At 71.9% G+C, this 24,663-nt stretch carries 27 protein-coding genes; 10 read left to right on the top strand and 17 right to left on the bottom strand.

What is annotated here, in order from left to right; translation table 11 throughout:
• Positions 1-323: 323 nt before the first annotated feature.
• From ACZ7OU_RS20945 to ACZ7OU_RS20935, 3 genes are read right to left on the bottom strand one after another with little or no spacing between them, the layout of a single operon-like run.
• Complete coding sequence (locus ACZ7OU_RS20945; protein WP_470256305.1) at positions 324-971, bottom strand: anti-sigma factor family protein; 648 nt, start codon at positions 969-971, stop codon at positions 324-326.
• Entirely contained in the window at positions 968-1,480 is a 513-nt protein-coding gene (locus tag ACZ7OU_RS20940; RefSeq protein WP_470238408.1) for a sigma-70 family RNA polymerase sigma factor, read from the bottom strand. The genes ACZ7OU_RS20945 and ACZ7OU_RS20940 overlap by 4 nt, the downstream gene beginning before the upstream one ends.
• Before the next feature lie 4 nt (positions 1,481-1,484).
• Positions 1,485-1,853, bottom strand: a complete 369-nt coding sequence (locus ACZ7OU_RS20935) for a hypothetical protein (protein ID WP_257919254.1) — start codon at positions 1,851-1,853, stop codon at positions 1,485-1,487.
• Positions 1,854-1,958: 105 nt separating this feature from the next.
• On the opposite strand from ACZ7OU_RS20935, the gene ACZ7OU_RS20930 reads away from it, so the two are divergent.
• On the top strand, positions 1,959-2,396 hold the full coding sequence (locus ACZ7OU_RS20930; protein WP_470256304.1) for a QcrA and Rieske domain-containing protein: 438 nt from the start codon (positions 1,959-1,961) through the stop codon (positions 2,394-2,396).
• A gap of 70 nt (positions 2,397-2,466) precedes the next feature.
• Here the strand turns inward: ACZ7OU_RS20930 and ACZ7OU_RS20925 are convergent, their stop codons facing one another.
• Both ACZ7OU_RS20925 and ACZ7OU_RS20920 read right to left on the bottom strand, forming a co-directional pair.
• Entirely contained in the window at positions 2,467-2,922 is a 456-nt protein-coding gene (locus ACZ7OU_RS20925) for a PTS sugar transporter subunit IIA (RefSeq protein WP_470238410.1), read from the bottom strand.
• On the bottom strand, positions 2,919-3,158 hold the full coding sequence (locus tag ACZ7OU_RS20920) for a PTS sugar transporter subunit IIB (protein ID WP_167379806.1): 240 nt from the start codon (positions 3,156-3,158) through the stop codon (positions 2,919-2,921). Before ACZ7OU_RS20920 ends, ACZ7OU_RS20925 begins: the two co-directional genes overlap by 4 nt.
• A 243-nt stretch (positions 3,159-3,401) precedes the next feature.
• Here ACZ7OU_RS20920 and ACZ7OU_RS20915 point away from each other — a divergent pair, with 243 nt between their 5' ends.
• From ACZ7OU_RS20915 to ACZ7OU_RS20895, 5 genes are all read left to right on the top strand, one after another.
• The gene (locus tag ACZ7OU_RS20915) at positions 3,402-4,190 is read left to right on the top strand and encodes a GntR family transcriptional regulator (protein ID WP_470256303.1); all 789 of its coding nucleotides are present in this window, start codon (positions 3,402-3,404) and stop codon (positions 4,188-4,190) included.
• The gene (locus ACZ7OU_RS20910) at positions 4,187-5,422 is read left to right on the top strand and encodes a PTS transporter subunit EIIC (protein ID WP_470238411.1); all 1,236 of its coding nucleotides are present in this window, start codon (positions 4,187-4,189) and stop codon (positions 5,420-5,422) included. Before ACZ7OU_RS20915 ends, ACZ7OU_RS20910 begins: the two co-directional genes overlap by 4 nt.
• A gap of 43 nt (positions 5,423-5,465) precedes the next feature.
• Complete coding sequence (locus ACZ7OU_RS20905) at positions 5,466-5,732, top strand: HPr family phosphocarrier protein (RefSeq protein ID WP_013224593.1); 267 nt, start codon at positions 5,466-5,468, stop codon at positions 5,730-5,732.
• A 78-nt stretch (positions 5,733-5,810) separates the two neighbouring features.
• Entirely contained in the window at positions 5,811-6,626 is an 816-nt protein-coding gene (locus ACZ7OU_RS20900) for a serine hydrolase domain-containing protein (protein WP_470238412.1), read from the top strand.
• Positions 6,623-8,107 (top strand): alpha/beta hydrolase, encoded by a 1,485-nt coding sequence (locus ACZ7OU_RS20895; RefSeq protein WP_470238413.1) that lies wholly within the window; start codon positions 6,623-6,625, stop codon positions 8,105-8,107. Before ACZ7OU_RS20900 ends, ACZ7OU_RS20895 begins: the two co-directional genes overlap by 4 nt.
• Before the next feature lie 187 nt (positions 8,108-8,294).
• On the opposite strand, the gene ACZ7OU_RS20890 is transcribed toward ACZ7OU_RS20895, so the two are convergent.
• Both ACZ7OU_RS20890 and ACZ7OU_RS20885 read right to left on the bottom strand, forming a co-directional pair.
• On the bottom strand, positions 8,295-9,227 hold the full coding sequence (locus ACZ7OU_RS20890) for a D-2-hydroxyacid dehydrogenase family protein (protein WP_470238414.1): 933 nt from the start codon (positions 9,225-9,227) through the stop codon (positions 8,295-8,297).
• 4 nt (positions 9,228-9,231) lie between these two features.
• Positions 9,232-10,425, bottom strand: a complete 1,194-nt coding sequence (locus ACZ7OU_RS20885) for an endonuclease/exonuclease/phosphatase family protein (RefSeq protein WP_470256302.1) — start codon at positions 10,423-10,425, stop codon at positions 9,232-9,234.
• A 96-nt stretch (positions 10,426-10,521) separates the two neighbouring features.
• Here ACZ7OU_RS20885 and ACZ7OU_RS20880 point away from each other — a divergent pair, with 96 nt between their 5' ends.
• Entirely contained in the window at positions 10,522-10,938 is a 417-nt protein-coding gene (locus tag ACZ7OU_RS20880; RefSeq protein ID WP_470256301.1) for a hypothetical protein, read from the top strand.
• Between the two features lie 25 nt (positions 10,939-10,963).
• A complete protein-coding gene (locus ACZ7OU_RS20875) occupies positions 10,964-11,623 on the top strand; it encodes a TetR/AcrR family transcriptional regulator (RefSeq protein WP_470256300.1) in 660 nt (219 codons plus the stop codon).
• Here ACZ7OU_RS20875 and ACZ7OU_RS20870 read toward each other — a convergent pair.
• From ACZ7OU_RS20870 to ACZ7OU_RS20840, 7 genes are all read right to left on the bottom strand, one after another.
• The gene (locus ACZ7OU_RS20870; RefSeq protein WP_470256299.1) at positions 11,610-12,866 is read right to left on the bottom strand and encodes a GrpB family protein; all 1,257 of its coding nucleotides are present in this window, start codon (positions 12,864-12,866) and stop codon (positions 11,610-11,612) included. The genes ACZ7OU_RS20875 and ACZ7OU_RS20870 overlap by 14 nt on opposite strands.
• A gap of 58 nt (positions 12,867-12,924) precedes the next feature.
• Entirely contained in the window at positions 12,925-13,779 is an 855-nt protein-coding gene (locus ACZ7OU_RS20865; RefSeq protein ID WP_470256298.1) for a shikimate dehydrogenase, read from the bottom strand.
• The gene (mltG, locus tag ACZ7OU_RS20860) at positions 13,769-16,078 is read right to left on the bottom strand and encodes an endolytic transglycosylase MltG (RefSeq protein WP_470256297.1); all 2,310 of its coding nucleotides are present in this window, start codon (positions 16,076-16,078) and stop codon (positions 13,769-13,771) included. The genes ACZ7OU_RS20865 and mltG overlap by 11 nt, the downstream gene beginning before the upstream one ends.
• A complete protein-coding gene (gene ruvX, locus ACZ7OU_RS20855; RefSeq protein ID WP_470239014.1) occupies positions 16,075-16,575 on the bottom strand; it encodes a Holliday junction resolvase RuvX in 501 nt (166 codons plus the stop codon). Before ruvX ends, mltG begins: the two co-directional genes overlap by 4 nt.
• Entirely contained in the window at positions 16,568-19,228 is a 2,661-nt protein-coding gene (gene alaS, locus ACZ7OU_RS20850; RefSeq protein WP_470238422.1) for an alanine--tRNA ligase, read from the bottom strand. The genes ruvX and alaS overlap by 8 nt, the downstream gene beginning before the upstream one ends.
• A 79-nt stretch (positions 19,229-19,307) precedes the next feature.
• Complete coding sequence (locus ACZ7OU_RS20845) at positions 19,308-19,610, bottom strand: hypothetical protein (protein WP_470238423.1); 303 nt, start codon at positions 19,608-19,610, stop codon at positions 19,308-19,310.
• On the bottom strand, positions 19,607-19,993 hold the full coding sequence (locus ACZ7OU_RS20840) for a DUF948 domain-containing protein (protein ID WP_470238424.1): 387 nt from the start codon (positions 19,991-19,993) through the stop codon (positions 19,607-19,609). Before ACZ7OU_RS20840 ends, ACZ7OU_RS20845 begins: the two co-directional genes overlap by 4 nt.
• A 139-nt stretch (positions 19,994-20,132) precedes the next feature.
• Between ACZ7OU_RS20840 and ACZ7OU_RS20835 the strand changes: the two genes are divergently transcribed.
• Positions 20,133-21,020, top strand: coding sequence for a hypothetical protein (locus ACZ7OU_RS20835; RefSeq protein ID WP_470256296.1), 888 nt, complete (start codon positions 20,133-20,135; stop codon positions 21,018-21,020).
• A gap of 10 nt (positions 21,021-21,030) precedes the next feature.
• Here the strand turns inward: ACZ7OU_RS20835 and ACZ7OU_RS20830 are convergent, their stop codons facing one another.
• The 3 genes from ACZ7OU_RS20830 to ACZ7OU_RS20820 form a co-directional block, all read right to left on the bottom strand.
• Positions 21,031-21,876, bottom strand: a complete 846-nt coding sequence (locus ACZ7OU_RS20830) for an NAD(P)-dependent oxidoreductase (protein WP_470256295.1) — start codon at positions 21,874-21,876, stop codon at positions 21,031-21,033.
• Between the two features lie 40 nt (positions 21,877-21,916).
• Positions 21,917-22,294: a VOC family protein gene (locus ACZ7OU_RS20825; RefSeq protein ID WP_470238427.1), complete on the bottom strand. Its 378-nt coding sequence runs from the start codon at positions 22,292-22,294 to the stop codon at positions 21,917-21,919.
• Positions 22,295-22,426: 132 nt separating this feature from the next.
• Positions 22,427-23,803 carry a replication-associated recombination protein A gene (locus ACZ7OU_RS20820; protein WP_470256294.1) on the bottom strand — a complete coding sequence of 459 codons (1,377 nt, stop codon included), beginning with the start codon at positions 23,801-23,803 and terminating at the stop codon, positions 22,427-22,429.
• A gap of 139 nt (positions 23,804-23,942) precedes the next feature.
• Between ACZ7OU_RS20820 and ACZ7OU_RS20815 the strand changes: the two genes are divergently transcribed.
• On the top strand, positions 23,943-24,638 hold the full coding sequence (locus ACZ7OU_RS20815; RefSeq protein ID WP_470256293.1) for a TetR/AcrR family transcriptional regulator: 696 nt from the start codon (positions 23,943-23,945) through the stop codon (positions 24,636-24,638).
• Positions 24,639-24,663: the final 25 nt, after the last annotated feature.

Genomic DNA, 24,663 nt, shown 5'->3' with positions numbered 1-24,663 from the left:
TGGACGACACGCGTACCTGGGCGGACGACTCGCGTGCTTGGACAGTCGACACGCGTGATCAGAGGGGCGACACGCGTGATTGCAGGGTCGACACGCGTGACTGGAGGTCGGTTCGCGCGCCTGGGGCCGGGCGTGTGCCGGGAGTCGGGGCGCGTGGCCAAGCCGGGGCTGGCGGGCGGGGCGGGGTCGTGTAGCGAAGCGGGAGGGGCGGGAGCGGGCGAGTCGCGGGGCGGGCGGGGGAGGGAAGTCAGGTGGCTCGTCCGGGACCCCCTGCGGCCCGGACGAGCCACCACCCCTTCGCGAAGTCCCGTCAGAGAGTCCCGTCAGAGGGTCAGCCGGAGGAGGGCTCGGCCGCTGCCTCCGCGTACCTCCAGCGCCGCCAGGTCGGTGCGCTTCAGGGCCGTGCCGATCACGATGCGGGCCGTGTTGTCCGGAACCGCCTTCCACGTCGCCAGCTGGGTCTCGGCCCCCGAGCGGGAGATCGCCACCAGGATGTACTCGCCGCTGCTGCGCTCGCCCGTGTAGCTGCACGACATGTCGACCTGGGTTCCCCAGTCGAAGGCCGCCAGGCTGGCGTCGGCGCGGACCGGGAACTCGCCCAGCGCCGTCATCGCGGAGTAAGGCGGTGGCGCGGGCGAAGGCACTGAGGCCACCACCGCCAGCGCCACGCACGACGACACCGCCAGCGCGGCCGACACCGACGTCACCGCCAGCCGGATCCGGCGGCCCCGGCGGACGCGGCGCAGCACCGCCGGCAGCAGGTCCGGCGGGGGCGGGCCCGCGTCCGGCAGCAAGGCCGGCGCCGGCGCGTCCACCCTGGCCAGCAGACCCGGCAGCCCCGCCAGGTCGCGGACCGAGGACGCGCACCGGTCGCACGTCCGCAGGTGCTGCTCGAAGCGCTGGCGGTCCTCGGGGGAAAGCGCCCCGAGCACGTAGGCCGCGTCGAACGTCGCGAACGGGTCCTCGCTCACTGGGTCACCCCCCTCTCCTCGAGCACCAGGCGCAGCGCGCGCAACGCGTAGTGCGTGCGGGACTTGACCGTCCCCTCGGCCACACCCAGCGTGGTGGCCGCGTCCGCTACGGAATAGCCCTGGAAGTAACACAGCACGAGCACCTCGCGGTGCCGTTCCGACAGCTCGGCCAGCGCCTCGGCGACCAGCCAGCCCTGCACCGCGCGGTCGGTCCCGTCGCCGACCGCCCGCTCCGGTGGCCGGTCGGTCATCACCTCCGACCGGGCCGACGCCGAGCGCCAGCCGTCGATCGCGATGCGCCGCGCCACCGTGAACAGCCACGCCCGCGCCGAACCCTGCGACTGGTCCAGCACCGCCGTCGACCGCCAGGCCCGCAGCAGCGTCTCCTGGACGACGTCCTCGGCCCGGATCCGGTCGCCGGAGGTCAGGTGGAGCGCGTACGACCACAGCGCGCCCGCGTGTTCCTCGTGCAAGGCGCGCATCAGCGCGTCTTCGGCGACTTCCCCCACGAACTCAGGCCGCGACTCGGCGCCGGTCCTTCACGAACATCAGGGCCAGGCCGCCGACGATGCAGACCGCCTCGGTGATGACGCCCCAGTACTCCGGCTGGCTGTTGAACTGGTCGTGGTTCCCGGCGAACCCGACGGTCGCGGCCAGCACGTACGCGCCGAGCGTCAGCACGCCGAACCCGACCGCGCCCAGCGCCGGCAGCCAGTGCCGCCAGGCCAGCACCGCGATCGCGAGGACCAGGCCGCCGATCGCGTCGAGCAGGAACAACGGCCCGACGATGCCCGGGTAGTCCTCGGTCCACAGGAAGTAGTGCACGCCCGCCGAACCCAGCAGCGCGGCCGCCACGACGATGCGCAGAACCCAACTCACCATGATCGATCCTCCACTCCACACCCACTCGGCTACATACACGGAACAGGGGCCGATCCGGTTCACCGCGAATTGAACCGATGCGGTGTCGATCTCGTTTAGAGGGGCATGACTGCCGAAACCCACTCCCGCCGCACCGTCCTCACCACCGGTGCCGCCGTCGCCGGTGTCGCCGTCGGCGCCGTCGCGCTCACCGCCTGCGGTTCCTCGGACGACGCCAAGTCGGGCACCGCGCAGGCACCGATCGCCGCCGGCACGCCGCTGGTCGCCCTCGCCGACGTCCCGGTCGGGGAGGCGAAGGCCGCGAAGGCGCCGGACGGTTCCGACGTGATCGTCGCCCGGACGTCCGAATCCGCCTGCGCCGCGTTCAGCGCGATCTGCACCCACCAGGGCTGCACGGTCGCCCCGAAGGGCGCCGACCTCGTCTGCCCGTGCCACGGCTCGGTCTTCAACGCGCTCACCGGGGAGGTCAAGCAGGGCCCGGCGAACAAGCCGCTGCCGTCGGTGCCGGTCAAGGTCGAAAACGGCAAGGTCGTGACCGGCTGACGGGCCGGGAACACGCGAAGGGCCCTTGTGGACAGTCGTCCCCAAGGGCCCTTCGTGTGACAGGAAGACCTCAGGCGTCCCAGCCGAAGAGCTTCTCGCCGGCGGCGACGTCCCGCTCGGCGTCCAAACCGGACAGCACGTCTGCCGAGGCGTCCAGCGCGACCACCGGGACGATCGCCGAGTAGCCCGCCGCGGTCACCGCCTCCGGGTCCCAGCTGACGATCGGCTGGCCGGCCCGCACCTGCTCGCCCTTGACGACGTGCAGTGTGAAGCCCTCACCCTTCTCCTTGACCGTGTCGATGCCCAGGTGCACCAGCACGGCCTTGCCGTCCTCGGTCGCGACGACGTAGGCATGCGGGTGCAGCGTCGCGACCGTGCCGTCGACCGGCGCGACCGCGTCCGTCCGGCCGCCCGACGGCTGCACCGCGACGCCCGGACCCACCATGGCCTCGGCGAACACCGGGTCGGGGACCTCGGTGATCGGCACCACCCGCCCGGCGACCGGACTGAGGATCTCCAGGCTCACAGCAGGTCCTCGATGTCGCTGGCGATCGTGTCCGCCTCCGGCCCGACGATCACCTGCAGCGCCGACGACCCCATCTTGACCACGCCCATCGCACCGGCCTTCTTCAGCGCCGCTTCGTCGACGAGGCTCATGTCCTCGACCTCGCAGCGCAGCCGCGTGATGCAGCCCTCGATCTCGGTGAGGTTCTCCGTGCCGCCGAGTGCGGCGAGGATCTTTTCGGGCCTGTCATCCGCCATCGCGGTCTCCTTGATCACTGTTTGTTCCCAACCTGACGCGCACCGCGTGTCCACCTGTACTACGCCGTTCGTCGGCATGCACCCCGCCGCGGGCCACGAACGGATAACGGTGGTTGACACCCGTCCGCGCGGCGGAGCATCCTGCCCCATCAGATCATTGGTCTAGACCGGAACGTACCAATGTTCCGGGCCGGACGCGAGCACCGGTCCCCCGGTGACGCGAGAACGAGGAGGGTGACGCCGATGAGCGCGGCAGCGCACGTCCCGCCACCCGACCGGGTCGTCAACGGGCCCACGCCCAAGCACGCCCAGCTGCGGGAGATCCTCCGCCGCACGGTGGAACGGGAACTCCCGCCGGGTGCGCCGATCCCGTCGGAACGTGAGTTGGCCCAGCGCTACGGCGTGTCGCGGCTCACGGTCAGATCGGCGATCGGCAAGCTCGTCGAGGAAGGTCTGCTCGCCCGCGTCCGCGGCAAGGGCACGTTCACCGCGGCCCGGCGGATGGAGCTGCAGCTCTACCTCATGTCGTTCACCGACGACATGCGGAGGCGGGGGCTGACGCCGACGACCGAGGTGGTCTCGGCGGCCACCGAGGTCCCGCCGACCGCCTCGGCGCACGCCCTCGGGCTGTCCGAGGGCACCCCCGCACACCACCTCGTGCGGTTGCGCCACGCCGACGGCGTGCCCCTGGCCGTCGAACGCGGCTGGTACCACGCGGGCCGGGCTCCCGGCCTGCTCGAGCTCGACCTGACCCAGTCCATCTACGCGCAGCTGGCCGAGACGTACGACGTGCGTCCCGACCAGGCGTGGCAGACGGTCTGGGCCGAAGGCGCGGACCGCGAGACGGCCCGGCTGCTCGGCATGCGTGCCGGCAGTCCCCTGCTCGTGTTCCGCCGGGTCTCCAGCGCCAACGGCGACCCGATCGAAGACATCACGTCCTGGTACCGGGGAGATCATTACCAGGTGACCATGCAGTTGGACCGGAACACCCCGGAACCCGGTCAACCACCCCACTATGGAGGATCCAGATGAGCTCCACCACCGCGGAGGGGGCGAAGAAGAGCGGCAGCGGTCTCGCCGGTCTTCAGCGCTTCGGCCGTAGCCTCATGCTCCCCATCGCCGTGCTCCCGGCGGCGGGCATCCTGTTGCGGTTCGGACAGGACGACATGCTCGGCAAGGACGGCCTCGGCTGGAACAAGGTCGCCTCGGTGCTGGGCGCCGCGGGCGGCACGCTGTTCAACTGGCTGCCGCTGCTGTTCGCGGTCGGCATCGCGGTCGGCTTCGCCAAGAAGGGCGACGGCTCGACCGCCGTCGCGGCGGTCGTCGGCTTCTTCGTCTTCAGTGCCGTCATCCAGGTGTTCGCTCCGCTGACCGACCTGCCCGGCTACAAGGCGGGCGCGACCGAGCTCGCGCCGATCAAGTGGCCGTACTCCGTGCTCGCGGGTGTCGTGGTCGGCATCGTGGCCGCGTTGCTGTGGCAGAAGTACCATCGCATCAAGCTGCCCGCCTACCTGGCGTTCTTCGGTGGCCGCCGGTTCGTCCCGATCATCACCGCGCTCGTCATGGTGATCCTCGGCGTGATCTTCGGCCTCGTCTTCCACTGGGTCGACCAGGGCATCCAGGCCGCCGGTGACGCGGTCACCTCGTCCCCGATCGTCGGTGGCGGCATCTACGGCGCACTGAACCGCCTGCTCATCCCGGTCGGTCTGCACCAGCTGCTGAACGTCCCGGTCTGGTTCATCTTCGACGGCGGTGACATCAACAACTTCGTCGCGGGCAAGCTGTCGGCGGGTGCGTTCACCACCGGCTTCTTCCCGATCTTCATGTTCGCGCTCCCCGCGGCCGCCCTCGCCATCTGGCAGACGGCCCGCCCGGCGCAGAAGAAGGTCGTCGGCGGTGTGATGATCGCCGGCGCGCTGACCTCGTTCCTGACCGGTGTCACCGAGCCGATCGAGTTCTCGTTCATGTTCGTCGCGTGGCCGCTGTACCTCTTCCACGCGATCATGACCGGCACCTCGCTGGCGATCTGCAACGCGCTGGGCATCCACCAGAGCTTCAACTTCTCGGCCGGCGCGATCGACTACCTGCTCAACTTCGGGGCCCCGGCCGCGCAGAAGCCGTGGCTGCTGATCCCGATCGGCCTCGTCTACGCGGTGATCTACTACTTCGTGTTCCGCTTCGCGATCACCAAGTGGAACCTGCGCACGCCGGGCCGTGAGGACGACTCGATCGAGGCCGACCTCGACCGCACGGCCGCCGCGTAACATCCCGACCGACGTAGAACCCCTTCAGGAAGAGGACGAGAACATGCCGGAGAAACGCGTCGCCGTGGCGAGCAAGGTGGGCCTGCACGCCAGGCCGGCCGCGCTGGTGGCGAAGGCGGCCGCGGCGCAACCCGTCGCGGTGCAGATCGCCAAGGCCGGCGGGAGCCCGGTGGCCGCCGGCAGCGTGCTCAACCTGATGACCCTCGCCGCCGGGTACGGCGACGAGGTCGTCATCAGCGCCGAGGGCGAAGGCGCCGAGGAGGCCGTGGAAGCGGTCGCCCAGCTGGTCGCCACCGACCTCGACGCCTGAGTAACACCACGCGAAGGCCTTCGCACCGGTCCCCGACACCGGTGCGGAGGCCTTCGTGGCGTTTCGTAGGGTGGACGCATGGAGAGCGTGCGCCTGATCGACGAGTGGCCGGTGGACAACGCCGCGACGGCCGTGGTGTCCGCCGGCGGGACTGTCGTGGGCCGCCACGGCGACACCGCGCGGACGTTCCGGCTGGCCTCGGTCAGCAAGCCGCTGACCGCCTACGCCGCGCTCATCGCGGTCGAAGAGGGCGTCGTCGAGCTGGACACGCCGGCCGGCCCCGAGGGCTCGACCGTGCGGCACCTGCTCGCCCACACCTCGGGCCTCGCCTTCGACGCGCACAAGGCCATGGCCGCGCCCGGCACGCGGCGGCTCTACTCCAACGCCGGGTTCGAGCAGCTGGCCGACGCGCTGGCCGAGCACTCCGGCATCCCCTTCGCCCAGTACCAGGCCGAAGCGCTGTTCGCCCCGCTCGGCATGACTTCGACCACCTTGACGGGTTCGCCCGCCTCCGGCGCGGAGTCCACTGTGGACGACCTGGTGGCCTTCGCCGCCGAGCTGCAGGCCCCCAAGCTGCTCGACCCCGCGACCGTGGCCGAGGCCACGAACGTCGTCTTCCCCGGCCTGTCCGGCGTGCTGCCCGGGTTCGGGCACCAGAAGCCCAACGACTGGGGCCTCGGCTTCGAGATCCGCGACCACAAGAGCCCGCACTGGACCGGCTCGGCCAGCTCGCCGCGCACCTTCGGGCACTTCGGCCAGTCCGGCACGTTCCTCTGGGTCGACCCGGACGCGGGCGCGGCCTGCGTCGCGCTGACCGACCGCGCGTTCGGCCCGTGGGCCGCCGAGGTGTGGCCGCGCTACACCGACGCCGTCCTGGCGGAATTGAGCGCGTGAAGGCCCTGCTCGCCGCGCTGCTGCTCCTGCTCGCCGCCTGCAGCGCGCCCGAGGCCGCCACCCCTCCCCCGGCGACGCGGTCCGAAAGCCCGCCGGCCCCGCCCGCGCTGGGCACGAACGGTGCCGCCGTGCCGGCGCTGAGCTGGACGCCGTGTCACGGGAAGTTCCAGTGCGCGGCCGCGTCCGTCCCGCTGAGCTACCGCGAGCCGAAGGGCACCGCCATCACGCTCTCGGTGATCCGGCTGCCGGCGAGCGACCCCGGCCGGCGGCTCGGCTCGCTGTTCTTCAACTTCGGCGGCCCGGGCACGGACGGCGTCGGCGAGCTGACGCGGTTCGCCGACCGCTATCCCGACGAGCTGCGCGCCCGCTTCGACCTGGTGAGCTTCGACCCGCGCGGGATCGGCGGGTCCGCGCCGATCAGCTGTCCCGGCGCCGACCACGCGCCGGGGCCGGGTTCGCCGCTGCGGCAGCCGGACGCGTTCTTCGCGGCGAGCGCGGCCCCGGGCAAGGCGTGCGCGGCCGGGTCGGGTGCGCTGCTGAGCCACCTGTCGACGGCGAACGTGGCACGCGACCTGGACCTGCTGCGCCAGGCCGTCGGCGACCCCACGCTGAACTTCTACGGCTACTCCTACGGCACCTACCTGGGCGGCACGTACGCGAACCTGTTCCCGGACAAGGTCCGCGCGATGACCCTCGACGGCACGCTCGACCTGGTCGCGAACGCCACCGGCAAGCCCGGCCAGGAGAAGCAGCCGGTCGACGTCCGCGCCGACGTCGCCGGGGCGCAGCAGCAGGAGCTGGACCAGTTCTTCGCGGTGTGCGCCGCGGCCGGGCCGAAGTGCGCGTTTTCCGGCGGCGACCCGAAGGCGAAGTTCGCCGGGGTCTTCGCGCGGGCGTCGCGCGGCCCGGGCGTCGGCTCGCTGATGAGGACCGTGGACAGCGCGCTGTACCAGTCGGGCCGGTGGAAGCGGCTCGCGCAGACCCTGGCCGCGATGCCGGTGGGCTCCGGTCCGGCCGCGCCGGTGCTCGACCCGTACGTGCCGGCGCACTCCCCCGGGTTCCTGGCCGTCCAGTGCGTCGACAGCGACAACCCGTCCTCGGCGGCGGATTACGCGGCACTGGCGCCCCGGGAAAGCGCGCGTCAGCCGTATTTCGGGCTGGGCTCGGTGTTTTCGATGGCCCAGTGCGTCGGCTGGCCCGCGCACGACCCCGATCGCTACACCGGGCCGTGGAACCGGCCGCGGAAGAACCCGGTGCTGGTGCTGAACAACCGCTTCGACCCGGCGACGCCGCTGCACAACGCCCAGGCGACGGCGGCCGAACTGGGCGACGGCCGGGTGCTGGTCGTCGACGGGTACGGCCACACGTCACTGGACGCCCCGAGCGCGTGCGCCTCGGCGGCCGTGGTGAAGTACCTGACCGACCTGAGCGCCCCGGCCGAGGGCACGACCTGCGCGCCGGACGCGGTGCCGTTCTCGTGAGTGAGAAACAGGGTTAGAACACTGTTTCTCACTCACGACCCGCCGGGACCCGCTGTTCAGCCGAACGGCCGACGGCGGCAGGGTCTTTGGACCCTGCCCACCGTGATGTGCGGGTGGTGTCATGGTTCTCGTGCGGGCCCGCCGCCGGGCCGGTGCGGGGACCTCGGGCCCCGGCGGGCCGCACGCCTCACTCCATGAGCCGGATCGGCTCCCCCGCCCGGAACGCCGCGATGTCCTCGACGGCGTCGCCGTAGAAGATCTCGTAGGTCTCGCGGGCGACGAACCCGAGGTGCGGCGTCAGCACCGCGTTGTCCATCGTCCTCAGTGGATGGTCGGCCGGGAACGGCTCGGTGTCGTAGACGTCCAGCGCGGCCGCCCGGATCTCCTTGCGCCGCAACGCGTCCACCAGCGCGGCCTCGTCGACGATCGGGCCGCGCGAGGTGTTCACCAGCAACGCGCTCGGCTTCATCGCGGCGAGCTCGGCCGCGCCGACCAGGCCGCGGGTGCGCTTGCTGAGCACGAGGTGGATCGAGAGCACGTCCGAACGCGCGAACAGCTCCTCTTTGGACACCGCGGTGACGCCGTGCGGATCGGCCTTCTCCTGGGTCAGGTTCTGGCTCCAGGCGATGGTCTCCATCCCGAAGACCTGCCCGATCTTCGCCGCGCCCGCCCCGAGCCGGCCGAGGCCGAGCAGGCCCAGCGTCTTGCCGTGCAGCATGGTGCCGACGGTCGTCTGCCAGCCGCCTTCGCGCATGTTCCGGAACTCCTGCGGCAGGTTCCGTGACGCGGCGAGGATCAGCGCCCAGGTGTGCTCGGCGGTCGGCTGCCCGAGGTACCCGGTCCGGGAGACGACCACGCCGTTGCGCTTTGCGGCCGGGACGTCGATGGCGGCGTTGCGCGGACCGGTGCTGACCAGCAGCTTCAGGTCCGGCAGCCGGTCGAGCACCTCGGCCGGGAAGCGGGTGCGCTCCCGCATCGCGACGATCGCGTCGAAGCCCTGGAGCTGCGCCACGACGTCGGTGAGGGGCTCGGTGAAGACGGTGATGTCCGCCTTGAGCGAGTCCCAGTCACCGAAGGTCAGGGCGACGTCCTGGTAGTCGTCGAGAATCGCGATCCGCATGATCTCACCGTAGTGGCACGAACACGTCCACGCGGACCAGGTGGTGGTCGGAGGCGTCGTTCAGCCGGGCCAGCGCATCGGACGGGACCGGCCAGAACACCTCCGCGTGCCACGGCACCAGCCCCTTCGACGGCAGCACGTAGTCCGTCCGCAGGTTGCCCGGCGCGACGTCGTTGAAGTCGCCCGTGTCGTAGAACGGGTCGCTCTGCTGGCCGACGTTCGCGCCGCCCTGGGTCTGCGCCGCCAGCACCGCGCCGCGGCTGCCCGGGTGCGTCTGGATGACGCGCCGCGCGTTCAGCAGCTGCTCGATCGCGCCCGGGACGCTGTCGCCGTCGAGCGGGTCCGAGTTGTTGTCGCCCGCCACCACGAAACGCTCAGAAGCGCCCAGACCGCCGCGGTGACCGCGGTCGTCGTGGATGTAGCCGCCCTTCCCCGGCGTCACGTAGTCGGCCCAGAAGCGGATCTCGTCGTTGTTGCGGGTGCCGTTGCGGTCCTCCGGCCCGTCGAAGCTCGGCGGCGTCGGGTGCGAGACGAGGAAGTGCACCGTCGAGCGGCCGATCTTCAGCGGCAGGTCCCAGTGCGACTTCGACGACAGCCGCAGCACGTTCAGCTCCGCGGGGCTGTACCAGTCGTGCGGCGCCGGCGTGGCCGGGTCGTCCGGCAGCAGCGCGCCCGGCATGTCCTTCCACAGGAACTTCTGGAACGTTCGCACGTGCGCCAGGTCGATCGGGTACTTCGACAGCACGAGCAGCCCGTACTGGCCTTCGAACGTGCCGAAGCCCTGGGCGTCGTTGCCGAGGCCGATCGTGCCGTCGCGGTCGAGGTCGAAGCCCGTCGGCACGCCCGTGTTGACCGGCGCGGTGTAGGCGTACGGGTAGTCGATCGGCTTCGCGCCGTTCTGCCCCACCGCCAGGTAGTTCTTCCGGAACAGGTCCGCGGCCCGGTTGCCGGGCACGTAGTCGAACTCGTTGATCAGCTGGACGTCGGCGCGGTTGCGCTGCACGACCTCGGCGACCTTCTGCGCCTGGGCGTTGCCCGGCGTCGAGAGGTCGGTCACCAGCTGCCCGGCGGCCGCCCGGTTCAGCGAGGCGTTGAAGGTCGCGAAGCGCACATTGGTCCCGAAGCTCGCGGAAGCGGTGGCGGGCACGAAGAGCGCGACGAGCGCGGCGGCCGTCAACCCGGCGGCGATGCGTTTCACGGTGATACCTCCCAGTCGGTGTGACCCTACCCTCTTGAACACGTTCAAAAAGAGCGCTACCGTCCTTCTTGAACACGTTCAAAACAAGGAGGAACCATGGACCGCATAGTGCTGGCGTACGCCCTCTACCTGCTGATCAGCATCCCGTTGACGGTGCTCGTGGCCCGGACGCTGAGCCGGCACGGCCGCACCTTCCTCACCGAGGTCTTCGCCGACAGCCCCGGCCTGGCCAACGCCGTCAACCAGCTGCTGGTCGTCGGCTTCTACCTGGTCAGCCTCGGGTTCGTGACGCTCTTCCTGACCAGCCACGCCGAGGTGCCCACCGCGCGCGAGGTGTTCGAGCTGCTCTCGGTGAAGGTCGGCGTGGTCGCGCTGATCCTCGGCGTGATGCACCTGACGAACGTGCTGGTCTTCAACGGCATCCGGCGCCACCACCTGGCCGCCAAGCAGGCACCGCAGCCGGCGCCACTGCCCTACGGCATGCCGCAGGCCCCGCCCTTCCCCGCGCCCTGACGTGCCCGGCGCTAACGTGCCGCACGTGGCCAAGAGCGAGGAAACGCGGTCCCTGATCGTCACGACCGCGATGCGGCTGTTCACCGAGAACGGCTACGACCGCACGACGATGCGGGCGATCGCCGCCGGGGCGGGTGTCTCCGTCGGGAACGCCTACTACTACTTCTCGTCGAAGGAACAGCTGATCCAGGGCTTCTACGACGAGATCGCGAAGCAGCACCTCGACGAGGCCCGCGCCCGGATCGGCGGCGAGACCGCCTTCGCCGCCCGCCTGAAGACCGTGCTGCTGTGCTGGCTGGACATCGCCGAGCCCTACCAGCGCTTCGGCACGCAGTTCTTCGTCAACGCGGCCGACCCGGAGTCGCCGCTGAGCCCGTTCAGCGACGACTCCTCGGCCGCCCGCGAAGCGTCGATCGGCCTCATGCGCGAGGTCGTCGACGGCTCCGACGTCAAGCTCGACCCGGAGCTGCGCGGCCAGCTGCCCGAGCTGCTCTGGCTCTACCAGATGGGCGTGGTGCTGTTCTGGGTCCACGACCGCTCGGCCGGCCAGAAGCGCAGCCGGATGCTGGTGGAGCGCAGCGTCCCGCTGATCGCCCGGCTGGCCGCGCTCTCCCGGCTGCGGGTGTTCCGCCCGGTCAGCCGGGAGATCGTCGACCTCATCCAGGACCTGGCTAAGAAGGACTGACCGCCCGGAAGTAGAGGAACCGAGGCTGCGTCCGCAGCTTCTCCGCCCACTTCGGGTCGGCCTCGTCCGCCGCCGGGACCGGCATCGGCTCCACCAGCCGGTCGACGGCGAACCCGGCGTCGCGCACCGCCTGGAACGTCCAGCTCAGCGGGCGCCGGTAGAACCGGACCGGGTGCGGCTTCCCGTCGAGGCCGAAGTCGTCTTCGAGCAGCTCGAGCTGGAAGTAGTCGTCCTTGTCGAACCAGTGCCAGTCCTCGCCCGGGTGGTGCACCGAGAACACGAGCGCCCCGCCCGGCTTGAGGACCCGGCGGAACTCGGCCAGGGTGGCGCCCCAGTCCTTCAGGTAGTGCAGCACGAGCGACGCCGTGACGACGTCGATCGAGCCGTCCGGCAGCGGCAGCGGCCCGCTGACGTCCACGACCTCGAAGCGGGCGACGCCGCCGAACTTCCGGCGGGCGACCTCGACCATGCCCGCGCTGGCGTCGACGCCGAGGACGTCCGCGCCCCGCTCGGCCAGCAACGCGCTGAGGTGCCCGGCCGCGCAGCCGACGTCGAGGACGCTCAGACCGGCGACGTCGCCGGCCAGGTCCACGATCGCCGGCCGGTCGTAGAGGGCGTTGGTGACGGACTTCTCCGCGTGCGACGCGTAGGCCTCGCTGTAGCCGTCGTACTGCTCGGCCCGCGCGCGGGCGAGGATCTCCTCGACCACCGCCGTCTTGGCGTCGGCGTACTGCTGGACGTACTTCCACTCCTTCGCACCCAGCTCACGCTTCGTCGTCGCGTAGAGCTCCAGCTCCTCCGGGTGCGACCGCAGGCGGTCGCGGAAGAGCCGGTAGCGCGGCGTCTGGCCGTTGCCCGGCGAGTAGACGTGCAGGTTGATGTTCGTGTCCGGGCCCTTGAAGCAGCGGTGCTTCTCCCAGTCCGGCTCGCGGATCACGAGCCGGTAGCCCGCGGCCTCCAGCGCCGGCAGGTAGGCGTCCTCATCGTCGGAGTCCGGCACCTCCAACAGGATGTCGACGCAGGGCTTGGCGCACAGGCCCGGCACCGACGTCGAGCCGACGTGCTCGAGGACGAGCACCCGCTCCCCCAGCGCGCCCCGGATCCGCGCGGCCTCACGCCCGAACCGCGCCGGCCACTCCGGGTCATAGTCGACGAGGGTGACCGTGGTGTTGAGCTGCGGCGCCTCGCCGCCGACCCAACCCGACTCGATCTCGTCCTCGCTCAACGCTTCTTGGCTGGTCATTCCGGTAGACCCCCTTCTTCAAGGCAGTCGACCAGATTATCAACCCGCGCAAGCGGATTTACGAGATCGGCAGCGGCAGCAGGTTCCCGGTGGCTTCGCGCAGGGCGTCGCGCATCGCCGCGCGCGGGGCCGGGCGGCCGGTGAAGTGCTCGGCCTGGCCGAACGCCTGGTGCAGCAGCATGTCCAGCCCGGTCGCGAGCCGTCCCCCGCGGGCGGCGACGGCTTCGGCGAGCGGCGTCGGCCACGGGTGGTAGATGACGTCGAGGACGTGCTCGACCGCCGCGAGGTCGTCCGCCAGGGACGCGACCGCGTCCGGCGGCACGGTGTTCACCAGCACCGCCGCGGACCCCAGGGCCGCGAAGTCCGTCTCGGACCAGCGAAGCACGTCGACATCGAGCGAAGCCCGCTTCGCCGCGTCGAGGGTTTCGCCGGCCCGCGCGGGATCCCGCACGACCAGGCGCACCTGCCGCACGCCCAGCGCCGCGAGCCCGACGACCGCCGCGGCCGCCGTGCCGCCCGCGCCGAGGACGACGCCGGTGTCCCCGGGCGACGGCTCGTAGCCGCCCGCGGCCCGCAGTGCCCCGGTGACGCCGTCGACGTCGGTGCAGTCCGCGAGCCAGCCCTTCGCCGTGCGGACCAGGGTGTTGGCCGCGCCGACGGCGGCCGCGCGCGGCGTCACCTCGTCGGCGTGGTCCAGCGCCGCGCGCTTGCCCGGCATGGTGACCGAGAGCCCGGCCCACTCGGGGCCGAGGCCGGCGACCAGGCCGGGGAGCTCCTCGGCGCCCGTCTCGATGCGCTCGTACGTCCAGCCGGTCAGGCCGAGCGCGGCGAACGCGGCGCCGTGCAGCACCGGCGACAGCGAATGGGCCACCGGCTTGCCCAGGACAGCCGCCCGGCGCGGCTCAGATGACACCGCGATCCCTGGCCAGATCCCGGTTCTTGTTGTGCTCGTCGTTGGTGACCGCGAAACAGGACAGGCCGTTCTTCTCGCACTTGACGAAGTAGACCCAGTCCCCCGCCACCGGGTGCACCGCCGCCTGGACGGCTTCGGGGCTCGGCACCGAGATCGGCGTCGGCGGCAGTCCGTTGATCTTGTAGGTGTTGTACGCCCCGGACTTCACGCGGTCGGCCTCGTCGGTCAGCAGCGTCGGGCGGTCCAGGATGTAGTTGACCGTGGAGTCCATCTGCAGCCGCATGTTGATCCCGAGCCGGTTGTAGATCACCCGCGAGAGCTTGCCGAAGTCGGCCTTCACAGCCTCGCGTTCGATGATCGAGGCGATGATCAGCGTCTGGTACGGCGTCATCCCCGGGCCGGTCGACTGCGGGCTCAGCCCGGCGCTCTGGATCGCCTCGGTCGAGGAGCGCACCAGCTGCCCGACGATCTCCTGCGGAGTCGCCCCGGGCCGGACGTCGTAGAGGCCCGGCGCGATCAGGCCCTCGAGCCTGCGGTCCTTGCGGTCGGCCTTGTTCGCGGGCTCGATCGCCCAGTCCGGCACCCCGAGCGTCTTGAGGTCGGCGCCGTCGACGAACTTGCGCAGGGCGTCGGCCGTGACGCAGGTGCTCTTGCCGTCGATCTGCGCGCACGACGCCTTCGCCATCAGGCTGTACACGCCGGGCGTCACCTTGCCGTCGGGCTGGGTGATGTCGTCGAACTGCGTGTACGGCCGGATCTCCAGCTGGCCGACCCGCGAGCCGGTGTCGAGGATCCGGTCGACCGCGCTGGCCCCGGACATGTGCGACTTCATCACGTAGAAGCCGTGCTGGATCCGCGACAGCTTCGGGTTGTCCTCGCCGGCCTTGACGAACGCCTTGCCGCTGGCGACCACGCCCGCCGTGGCGAGCTTCGCGCCGATCGCCGACGTCGAGTCGCCGTCGTCGACCTGGAACAGGACGTCCCCGTCGCCGGAGCCCTCGAAGTCCTCGTAGCCGAAGATCTTGTTGAAGCCGTAGTAGGCGCCGCCCGCGAGCAGCACGATCACCACGAGCGCGGCGACCCAGCCGAGGGCGCGCTTGCCCTTCTTCTTGCGCGGCTTGGCCGGTTCGTCCTCGTAGTCGTCTTCGTACTCGGCGTCGTCGTAGTCCTCGTACTCGCCCTCGTCGTACTCGTCGTAGTCCTCGTCGTACTGCGCGTACTCGTCGTCCTCGGCGAAGAACTCCTCGGGCTCCTCGTGCGCCGGCTCGGCCGGAGGCGGCGGAGCGGTCTGCGCGGGGATGATGTCGGTGACCGGTTCCTCGCGCACCGGCGGGGGCGGCGGGCGACGACGCCGGGGCGGCTCCAGGCCGCTTTCGGGCACGCCGACAGAGCGGTCACCCGGCTGGACGGGCCGCCGCGGGGAGTCCGGGGTCGCCCGACGCGGGTCGGCCGCGTCCGGGTCGAGCACCGCGCGACGCCGGCGCGAATCGCCGGTCTCGTCGGGATCGGGCGCCCGGCGCCGCCGCGGCTCGGCGGCTTCGACCGGGTCGGGAGCGGCGCGACGCCGGCCGGACGGCGGCTCGGCGCCTTCGGAGGCGGCCCGGAAGCGGGCCAGGTCGGCCACCTCGTCCGAGGCGCCCCGGGGGCGGCGCGGGGCCTGTCCTTCGTCCGGCGCGCCGCGCAGCCGCGCGGCCTGGGCCTCGGCGGCCTCTTCCAGGTCGAGCATGGCCTGGTGCCTGCGCGCGGCTTCGGCCTCGGCCAGCTCTTCGGGGGACGGCCGGCGACGGCTCGGCTCCTCGGGGACCGGCGCGGGACGGCGGCGGCGCGGGGCCGCCTCCTCCGCGGCCGGGGGCGGAGCCGGGCGGCGGCGCCGGGGTTCGGCGGGCTCGCCGGGGTCCGTGCGGCGGCGGCGCGGGGGCTGGGCGTCGGCACCGTCGTCGAGGCCGTGGCGGGCCCGGACCGGGGCCGACCGCTCGGCGTCGCGGGGGTCGAAGTCTTCGTCGGCCGGGGGCAGCGTGCCCGGCGGCTCGAGGCGGCGACGACGGCCGGCCTGCGCGTCGCGGCGCGGGTCGTGGCCCGGTTCGGGCCGCGCCCGGCGGGACGGCTGGGGCAGCTCCTGGGAGCCACTGTTTTGGGAGCCACCGCGGCGCGAAGGCTGCGGAAGCTCCTGGTACCCACTGGCGTGGGGGTCGTGCGGGTCCGCACGACGCGGTGCGGGCCGGGACGGCGGCGGTGTGGCCGGTCCCGGCTCGCGGAGTCGCCTGCGCCCGCGTGAGGACTCAGGTGGCTGCTCGTTCATCGGTCTCCCTCCCGGGCGCGGTGCGCAGCTGCGGCGTCGATCCAGGCCTGCAGGATCTCCACGGCGGCGGCCTGATCGACCACCGCGCGTTGCTTGCGGCCCTTGACCCCGCGCTGGGAGAGGATGCGGGATGCGGTGACCGTGGTCAGCCGCTCGTCGCCCAGCCGGACCGGCACGGGCGCGACGCGCCCGGCCAGAAGGTCAGCGTACGCGATCGCGGACTCGGCCGCCGGTCCCTGGCGGTTGGCGAGCGTTCGCGGGAGGCCCACGATCACTTCGACCACCTCGTGCTCGGTGACGAGGGCGGCCAGCTGGTCCAGATCACTGTCGTCGGTCGCATCGCGGGAGAGGGTAACCAATGGCGACGCGAGCACCGGTGCCGGATCGCTCAGCGCGACCCCGACCCGGACGGATCCGACATCGACGCCGAGCCGGCGCCCGCGGCCCGGATCGCCTTCCCCAGGCCGGTCCGGGCCGCGGTTCCCGCGGTTAACCAATGCCGGCAATCGCCGAGCGCAGGGCCGTGACCGCGTCGTTCGCGCCGGCCGGGTTCGTGCCACCGCCCTGGGCCATGTCGGGCTTGCCGCCGCCGCGGCCGCCGATCTTCTCCGCGAACGACGGCACGAGCTTGCCCGCCGCGATGCCCTTGTCCTGAGCCGCCTTCGTCGTCGCGACGACGAAGCTCAGCTTCTCGCCGGCCGGCGAGAACAGCGCCACCACGCCGGGCCGCGCGCCGAGCCGGCCGCGGATGTCGGAGGCGAGCGCACGCAGGCCGTTGCCGTCGACGTCCGGGACGACCTCCGCCACCACGGTGACGCCGCCGATCTCCTGCGCCTTGTCGAGCAGCGCGCCCGCCGAGCCCAGCACCTGCTGGGTCTTGAGCTGCGTGATCTCCTTCTCGGCGTTCTTCAGCCGGGTCAGGACGTCCTCGATGCGGCCCGGCAGCTCGTCCGACGGCACCTTGAAGGTGTTCGCCAGCTGCGAGACCAGCAGCTGCTCCTTGCGGACGTACTTCAGCGCGTCCGAACCGACCAGCGCCTCGACGCGGTGCACGCCCGAGCCGATGGAGGCGTCCGAGACCAGCTTGACCAGGCCGAGCTGGCCGATCCGGTCGACGTGCGTGCCGCCGCAGAGCTCGCGGGAGTACTCGCCCATGTCGACCACGCGGACGTCGTTGCCGTACTTCTCGCCGAACAGCGCGACCGCGCCCAGCTCGAGGGCCTTGTCCTTGGTCGTGGTGAAGCTCCGCACCTCGACGTTGGTCTGCAGGTAGTCGTTGACCTCCTGCTCGACCTCGGTCAGCACGTCGGCCGACACCGAGCCCGGCGTGGTGAAGTCGAACCGCATGCGGCCCGGCGAGTTCAGCGAACCCGCCTGCGCCGCGCGCTTGCCGTACGCGCCGCGGACGGCCGCGTGCACCAGGTGCGTCGCGGAGTGCGAGCGCTCGATGGAGAGGCGCCGGTGCGCGTCGACCGAACCCGTGAGCTTCGTGTCCAGGCCGACCTCGCCGTCGGTGACCTCGACGCGGTGCACGAACAGGCCCGGGACGATCTTCTGCACGTCGAGGACCTTCAGCTCGACGCCGTCGCCGAGCAGCACGCCGGTGTCGGCGACCTGGCCACCGCTCTCGGCGTAGAACGGCGTGCGGTCGAGGACCAGCTCCGCCTTCTTGCCCGCCGAGACGCTGCGGACCGGCTGCCCGTCTTCGAGCAGCGCGACGACCTTCGCCTCGGCCTGCAGGTCGGTGTAGCCGAGGAACTCGGTCTCGCCGTGCTGCTCCAGGACCTTCCGGTACTCCGAGAGGTCGCCGTGGCCGGTCTTGCGCGCCGCCGCGTCCGCCTTCGCGCGGGTGCGCTGCTCGTTCATGAGCGTGCGGAAGCCGTCTTCGTCGACGGACAGGCCCTGCTCCGACGCCATCTCGAGGGTCAGGTCGATCGGGAAGCCGTAGGTGTCGTGCAGCTGGAAGGCCTTGTCGCCGGCCAGCACGTCGCCGCCGCCGCGCTTGGTCTCCTCGGCGGCCAGGTCGAAGATGCGCGAACCGCTCGTCAGGGTCGAGAGGAAGGCCTCCTCCTCGATCCGGACGACCTCGTTGATCCGGTCGAACCCGGCGACCAGCTCGGGGTAGGTCGGGCCCATGGTGTCGCGCACGACCTTCGCGAACTCCTGCAGCACCGGCTCCTGCACGCCCAGCAGGCGCGTGGAGCGGACGATGCGGCGCAGCAGCCGGCGCAGCACGTAGCCGCGGCCGTCGTTGCCCGGGGTGACGCCGTCGCCGATCAGCATGACGCCGGTGCGCGCGTGGTCGGCGATCACGCGGAACCGGACGTCGTCGGCGTGGTTGCTGCCGTAGCGGCGGCCGGAGAACTCCTCCGCGCGGCCGATGACCGGGCGCACGAGGTCGGTCTCGTAGACGTTCTCGACGCCCTGCAGGATCGTCGCGACGCGCTCGACGCCCATGCCGGTGTCGATGTTCTTCTTCGGCAGCTCGCCGATCGGCTTGTGCCCGAGCTTGGGGCTCAGGTCGCCGCGGACGTCCTGCATGAAGACGAGGTTCCAGATCTCGATGTAGCGGTCCTCGTCGGCGACCGGGCCGCCCTCGCGGCCGTACGCCGGGCCGCGGTCGTAGTAGATCTCCGAGCAGGGACCGCCGGGACCGGGCACCCCCATGTCCCAGTAGTTGTCCTTGCCGTCGCGCTCCTGGATGCGCTCGCCCGGCAGCCCGGTGAGCTTGCGCCACAGGCCGGCCGCCTCGGCGTCGTCGTTGTAGACGGTCGCCCAGATCCGGTTCGGGTCGAGGCCGAAGCCGCCGTCGCTCTGGGGCTTGGTGATCAGCTCCCAGGCGTTCTCGATGGCGCCTTCCTTGAAGTAGTCGCCGAAGGAGAAGTTGCCGGCCATCTGGAAGAACGTGTTGTGCCGGGTGGTCTTGCCGACCTCGTCGATGTCCGGCGTGCGCACGCACTTCTGCACGGAGGTCGCGCGCGGGTACGGCGGCGGCGCCTCACCGAGGAAGTACGGCTTGAACTGCACCATGCCGGCGTTGACGAACAGCAGGTTCGGGTCGTCGAGGATCAGCGGCGCGCTGGGCACGCGCGTGTGGCCCTTGCTCTCGAAATGGCGCAGGAAACGATCGGTGATTTCGTGTGTGTCCACGGGTCAGTCCTTGTGCTGTGGTGCCGGAGTGGGAGGACGTCGGCGGCGGAGCGGCCCCGGGTCGCGCGGGCGCGACCGGTCAGCGCTCCGCCCGGCGAGCTCGCCGGACGGGGCGGCGGTCGGCGGCGTGCCGGCCGGACGCCTGCGGCGTCACCACGCCCGTCCGCTCCTCGACCATGTCGTGCAACTCCTGCTCCCGCTCGCTCATGCCCGCGCGCACCTCGGCGCCGAACGAACCGACGGCGCCGGCCAGCTCGCGCACGGCCTCGCCCAGGTTCGATGCTAACCCGGCCGGAGTGGCCTGACGAGCGGTTTCGGCGGCCTTGCGGGACAGGGCGACGCCGGCGACCACGCCGACACCGAGCCAGAACAGCCGCTTCACTTGCCGGCCTTCTTCGCTGCCTTCAGCGCGCTCTTCTTCTTGCGCGCCCGGATCGCCTTGCTGAGCCCGTAGGACAGCGCCGCGGTCTTGACCAGCGGACCACCCAGGGTCGCGGTGAACACCGACGTCAGCGCGGAGACGTTGCCGGTGACGGCCTGCGCGTTCGACGTGATCCCGTCGACCCGCTCGAGCTGGGCGTTGACGTGGGTGATCGTCTGGTTCGCGCCGACCAGCAGCGGGTCGGTGTTGCTGTTGGTGCGCTCGATCGCCTCGGTGGCCGCGTCCAGCGTCTTGCCGAGCTTGATCAGCGGGATCGCCAGCAGGACGACCAGCACCACGAATGCTCCTGCGGCGATCAACGCGGCGATCTGCCCTGCCGACACGGGCCCTCCTCGGTTCACTGTGTGACTTGGCGTCTTGGGTGCAGGTGAGGTTACCGCCTGGCCGGGTCCCCGACCGTGTCACCCCGCGCGGGCCGGAAAACGCCTCGCTCCGGCGGTCGCGGGGCGGTACACCTGGGCGATGGGACACGACGACGGGCCCGGTCGCCGGGTGCTCGCCGGCCCGGCCGGAGCCGCGGCCGACGTGCTGGCCGCGTTGCCGGGCGCCGACCTGACGACGGTCCAGCTGGAGATCGCGCGGCGGCGCGCGGCCCGGCTGGCTCCCGCCGACGTGCTCCGCCGGCACCGGGACGACCGGTTCGTCGCGGCGAGCCCGCTGCCGTTCGCGTCGGTGCGGCGGGTCGAGGACGTGGTGCTGGCCGCGGCGTCGTCGTCGTTCGACCTGGTGACGCTCGCGCCGCTGGTCCCGCTGGGCACGCAGTCGGCGGTGACGGGACTGGCCCAGCACCGGGTGGTGCCGACCGGCCGCGGCACCGAGGTCGCGGCGGACCCCACGACGGGACTGGCCCTGGAGGCGGCGGTCCGGCGCCCGGCCGGGGATGTCGTCCGGTTGGCGACCGTCCAGCGCGTGGTGCGCGCCCAGCGCGTGCCGGCCGGGCTGTTCGCGCACTTCTCGCTGTTCGGCGCGGTCACGGCGGGCCGCGACACCGGCGGCCTGGAGTTCGAGCGGACGGCGGCGGCCGAGCACGCGCGCCTCATGGCGGCGGGCTGCTTCGCGCTCGGGGCCACCGCGGTCTCGCTCGGGGTGACGGTGCTGGACCCGCGGTTCGAGGACCTGCTCGACGGGGTCCCGGTGCCGGTCCACGCGTTCCCGGACCGCGAAGGCGGCCGAGGCGGGTACTACGAGGGGCTGTGCTTCAAGGTCTACGCGGCCTTCGGCGGCGAGCCGGCCGAAGTCGGCGACGGCGGCTTCACGCCGTGGACGCGCCGGCTGCTGGGGAACGCGAAGGAGCGCTTGATGACGAGCGGGCTGGGCATCGACCGCCTCGCCACGCTCCTCCCGGGCTGACCCGAGCGGGTCAGGCGTCCTTCACCACCGCGAGGTACAGCGCCGCCATGTCCTCTTCGCCGTGGCCCGCCTCCACCGTCGCCTCCAGGTGGGCCAGCGCCGCGCGAGCGCCCGCCACGTCGACGTCGGTGCCCGCGGCCTCCACCACCAGCCGGGCGTCCTTCGCCGCCAAGCCCGCCGGGAACGCCGGCGGGTACTCGCCGGCCAGCATCGCCGCGCCCTTCACGTGCGCGTAGCCGACGTCGAGGCCGCCGCCCTTGATCGTCTCCAGGAACAGCGACGGGTCCAGGCCCAGGCCGTGGGCCAGGCCGAGGCTCTCGGCCGTGGCGTTGGTCAGCGCGAGCACCCACGCGTTCACCACCAGCTTCAGCCGGCTCCCCTGCCCGGCCGGGCCGAGCCACCGCGTCTTCACGGCGACCGCGTCGAACACCGGCGTCGCCGCGGGGCGGGCCTCGTCCGGCCCGGATGCCAGCACCTGCAGCTGCGCCTGCTCCGCCGGGGTGCGCGTACCGAGCACGGGCGCGTCGACGAACACCACGCCCGCCTTCTCCGCCGCCGCGGCGAGGCGGTCGGTCCAGTCGAGGCCGACCGTGCTCATCTGCAGCCACAACGTGCCCGAAGCGGGCGAAGCGGCTTCGAACGCCGAAGCGACCGCGGGTCCGTCCGCGAGCATGGTCACCAGGATGTCCGCGCCCTCGGCCGCGGCGGCCGCCGAATCGGCGACGGTGGCGACGTCGGCGAGGCGCTCGGCCTTCGCCGGGGTCCGGTTCCAGACCCGGACGTCGAGGCCCGCCTTCGCGATGTTGGCCGCCATCGGCGCACCCATGATCCCGGTTCCCAGAAACGCGACGCTCATGTGCCCATCGTGCCGAACGCGCGGCGGTCCCGCAGTCCGGTCAGTAGTCGCCGAGGAGGCAGAACGGGTGCCCGGCCGGGTCGGCGTAGACGCGCCAGCCGCGGCCGCCGAGGTCGGGGTCGAGGAGCCGGCCGCCGTTCGCCAGCACCTGGTGGTGGGACTCGCGGAAGTCGTCGACCTCGAAGTCGAGGTGGAACTGCTGCGGGAACGACGGGTCCGGCCAGCGCGGCGGCCGGTAGTCGAACGACCGCTGGAAACCCAGGACGATCCCGTTGACGTGCACGGTGGACCAGTCCTCGTCGACCCGCCACCGCGGGTCCGGCCGGTCCACCTCGCCGCCGAGCAGGGCTTGGTAGAAACGGGCGAGCACCACCGGTTCCGGACAATCCAGGACGATGCACTGCAGTGTCGCGGGCACGGGAGCGCCTCCTGCGGTCACGGCGACCCCGGTTTTCGGGCCACCTCAAGGCGCGAAGCTTACGTAACCCGATGATCTTGACTTCCGCGGGCCACGCCGGTGATCAGGTTCCCGACGATTCGTGCGCCGGGTTCACTTCTCCCCGCGGATCGTCCGGCGCAGCTTCGGGACGCGCTCGGCGAGCGTGCGCTCCGCGCCGCGCTGGGTCGGCTCGTAGTAGTCCTTGCCGACCAGCTCGTCCGGCGGGTACTGCTGGGCCAGCACGCCTTCCGGGACGTTGTGCGGGTAGCGGTAGCCCTGCGCGTTGCCGAGCTTCTTCGCGCCCGCGTAGTGCCCGTCGCGCAGGTGCGGCGGGACAGTGCCGGCGAGCCCGCCGCGGACGTCGGCCAGCGCGGCGTCGATGCCGGTGACGACCGCGTTCGACTTCGGCGCCGTGGCCAGGTGGATCGTCGCCTGCGCGAGCGCCAGCCTGCCCTCGGGCATGCCGATGAACTGGACGGCGTGCGAGGCCGCGACCGCCGACTGCAGGGCCGTCGGGTCGGCCATCCCGATGTCCTCGCTGGCGTGCACGACCAGCCGCCGCGCGAGGAACCGCGGGTCCTCCCCCGCTTCGATCATCCGGGCCAGGTAGTGCAGCGCGGCGTCCACATCGGACCCGCGGATCGACTTGATGAACGCGCTGATGACGTCGTAGTGCTGGTCGCCGTCGCGGTCGTAGCGCACCGCGGCCTTGTCCACAGTGGACTCGACGATGGGCAGGTCGATCGTCTTCGCCTCGGTGGCCGACGCCGCGTCGGCCGCCGCCTCCAGCGCCGTCAGCGCGCGGCGCGCGTCACCCTCGGCGAGCCGGACGAGGTGGGCGCGCGCGTCGTCGGTCAGCGTCAGCTCACCGCCGAGACCGCGTTCGTCGGCCAGCGCGCGCTCGATCAGCCGCGTGATGTCGTCGTCGGTCAGCGGGCGCAGCTGCAGCACCAGCGAGCGCGACAGCAGCGGCGAGACGACGGAGAACGACGGGTTCTCGGTGGTCGCCGCGACCAGCAGGACCGTGCGGTCCTCGACCGCGCCGAGCAGCGCGTCCTGCTGGGTCTTGGAGAACCGGTGCACCTCGTCGATGAACAGCACGGTGTTCTCGGTGTTGTACTGCCGGCGCCGCCGCGCCTCCTCGATGACGCCGCGCACCTCCTTGACGCCCGCCGAAAGCGCCGACATCGCGACGAACCGGCGTCCGGTGGCGATCGAGACCAGGTTCGCCAACGTCGTCTTGCCCGTGCCGGGCGGGCCGTAGAGCAGCACCGACGCCGGCGCGGCCCCCTCGACCAGCCGCCGCAGCGGAGCGCCTTCGCGCAGCAGGTGCTGCTGGCCGACGACCTCGTCGAGCGAACGCGGCCGCATCCGCACGGCCAGCGGGGAGCTCGCCGGGTCGGCCTGCGTGTCGCTCGCGTTCGACGTCGTGCGCTCCGGCGGCGGGGCCACGTCGGCGTTCACGGTGAAGAGCTCGTCCTGTGCCACACCGATGACGTTAACCGACGGCACCGACAGAACCCTTGCCGTGGTCGGCGCATCGGCGCTACCGTCGTGATGACTGGTTGACCGAAAGTGCGAATCCGGTCAACAAGTCAAATGCTCAACGAACAAGCAGGTGGAGACCATGAGCCATCCCAACCGCGAGCGCGCCGACCGCATCCTGGACGCGGCGGGCGAGCTGCTGCTGCGCATGGGCTACCGGAAGGTGGCGGTCGACGACATCGCGCGCGCGGTCGGCATCGGCAAGGGCACCGTCTACCTGCACTGGCGCAACAAGGAGCTGCTGTTCCAGGCGCTGATGATGCGCGAGTCGGCCGACCTGACCGACGAGATCCTGGGCCGGATCCGGGACGACCCGGCGATGATCCTCCCGCACCGGATGATCTCGTCCTCGTTCCTCGTCACCCACCGGCGGCCGCTGGTGATGGCGATGCTGCGCGGCAACGCCGACATGTTCGGCTCGCTCGGCGACCTAGCCCTGCGCAAGCAGCAGGACGCGCTGCGCTCGCAGTTCGAGGAGGCGATGCTCCGGCGCGGGCTGATCCGCTCGGACGTCCCGAACCTGACCTACGCGCTCAACGCCGCGACGCTCGGCTTCTACCTGGGCGACACGCTTTCCGACGAATTCGACGGCATCCCGCTCGAAGAGAAGGCGACGGTGCTCGCCCACCTGATCCGCACGGCGTTCGAGCCGGCCGGGGAACCCGACCCCGCGGCGGTCGCGGACGTGGCGGCGGAGCTCGGTTCGGCGCTCGAGGAGCTCGTCTCGGGCTACCGGCAAGGGATCTACGCACACGATCCCACCAGGGCGCCCGGCTGATCCCGGGGCCACAAGGGGAAAGAAG

It is taken from the genome of Amycolatopsis sp. NPDC114505 (assembly GCF_055633615.1).
This window is presented reverse-complemented; position numbering and strand designations above follow the sequence as displayed.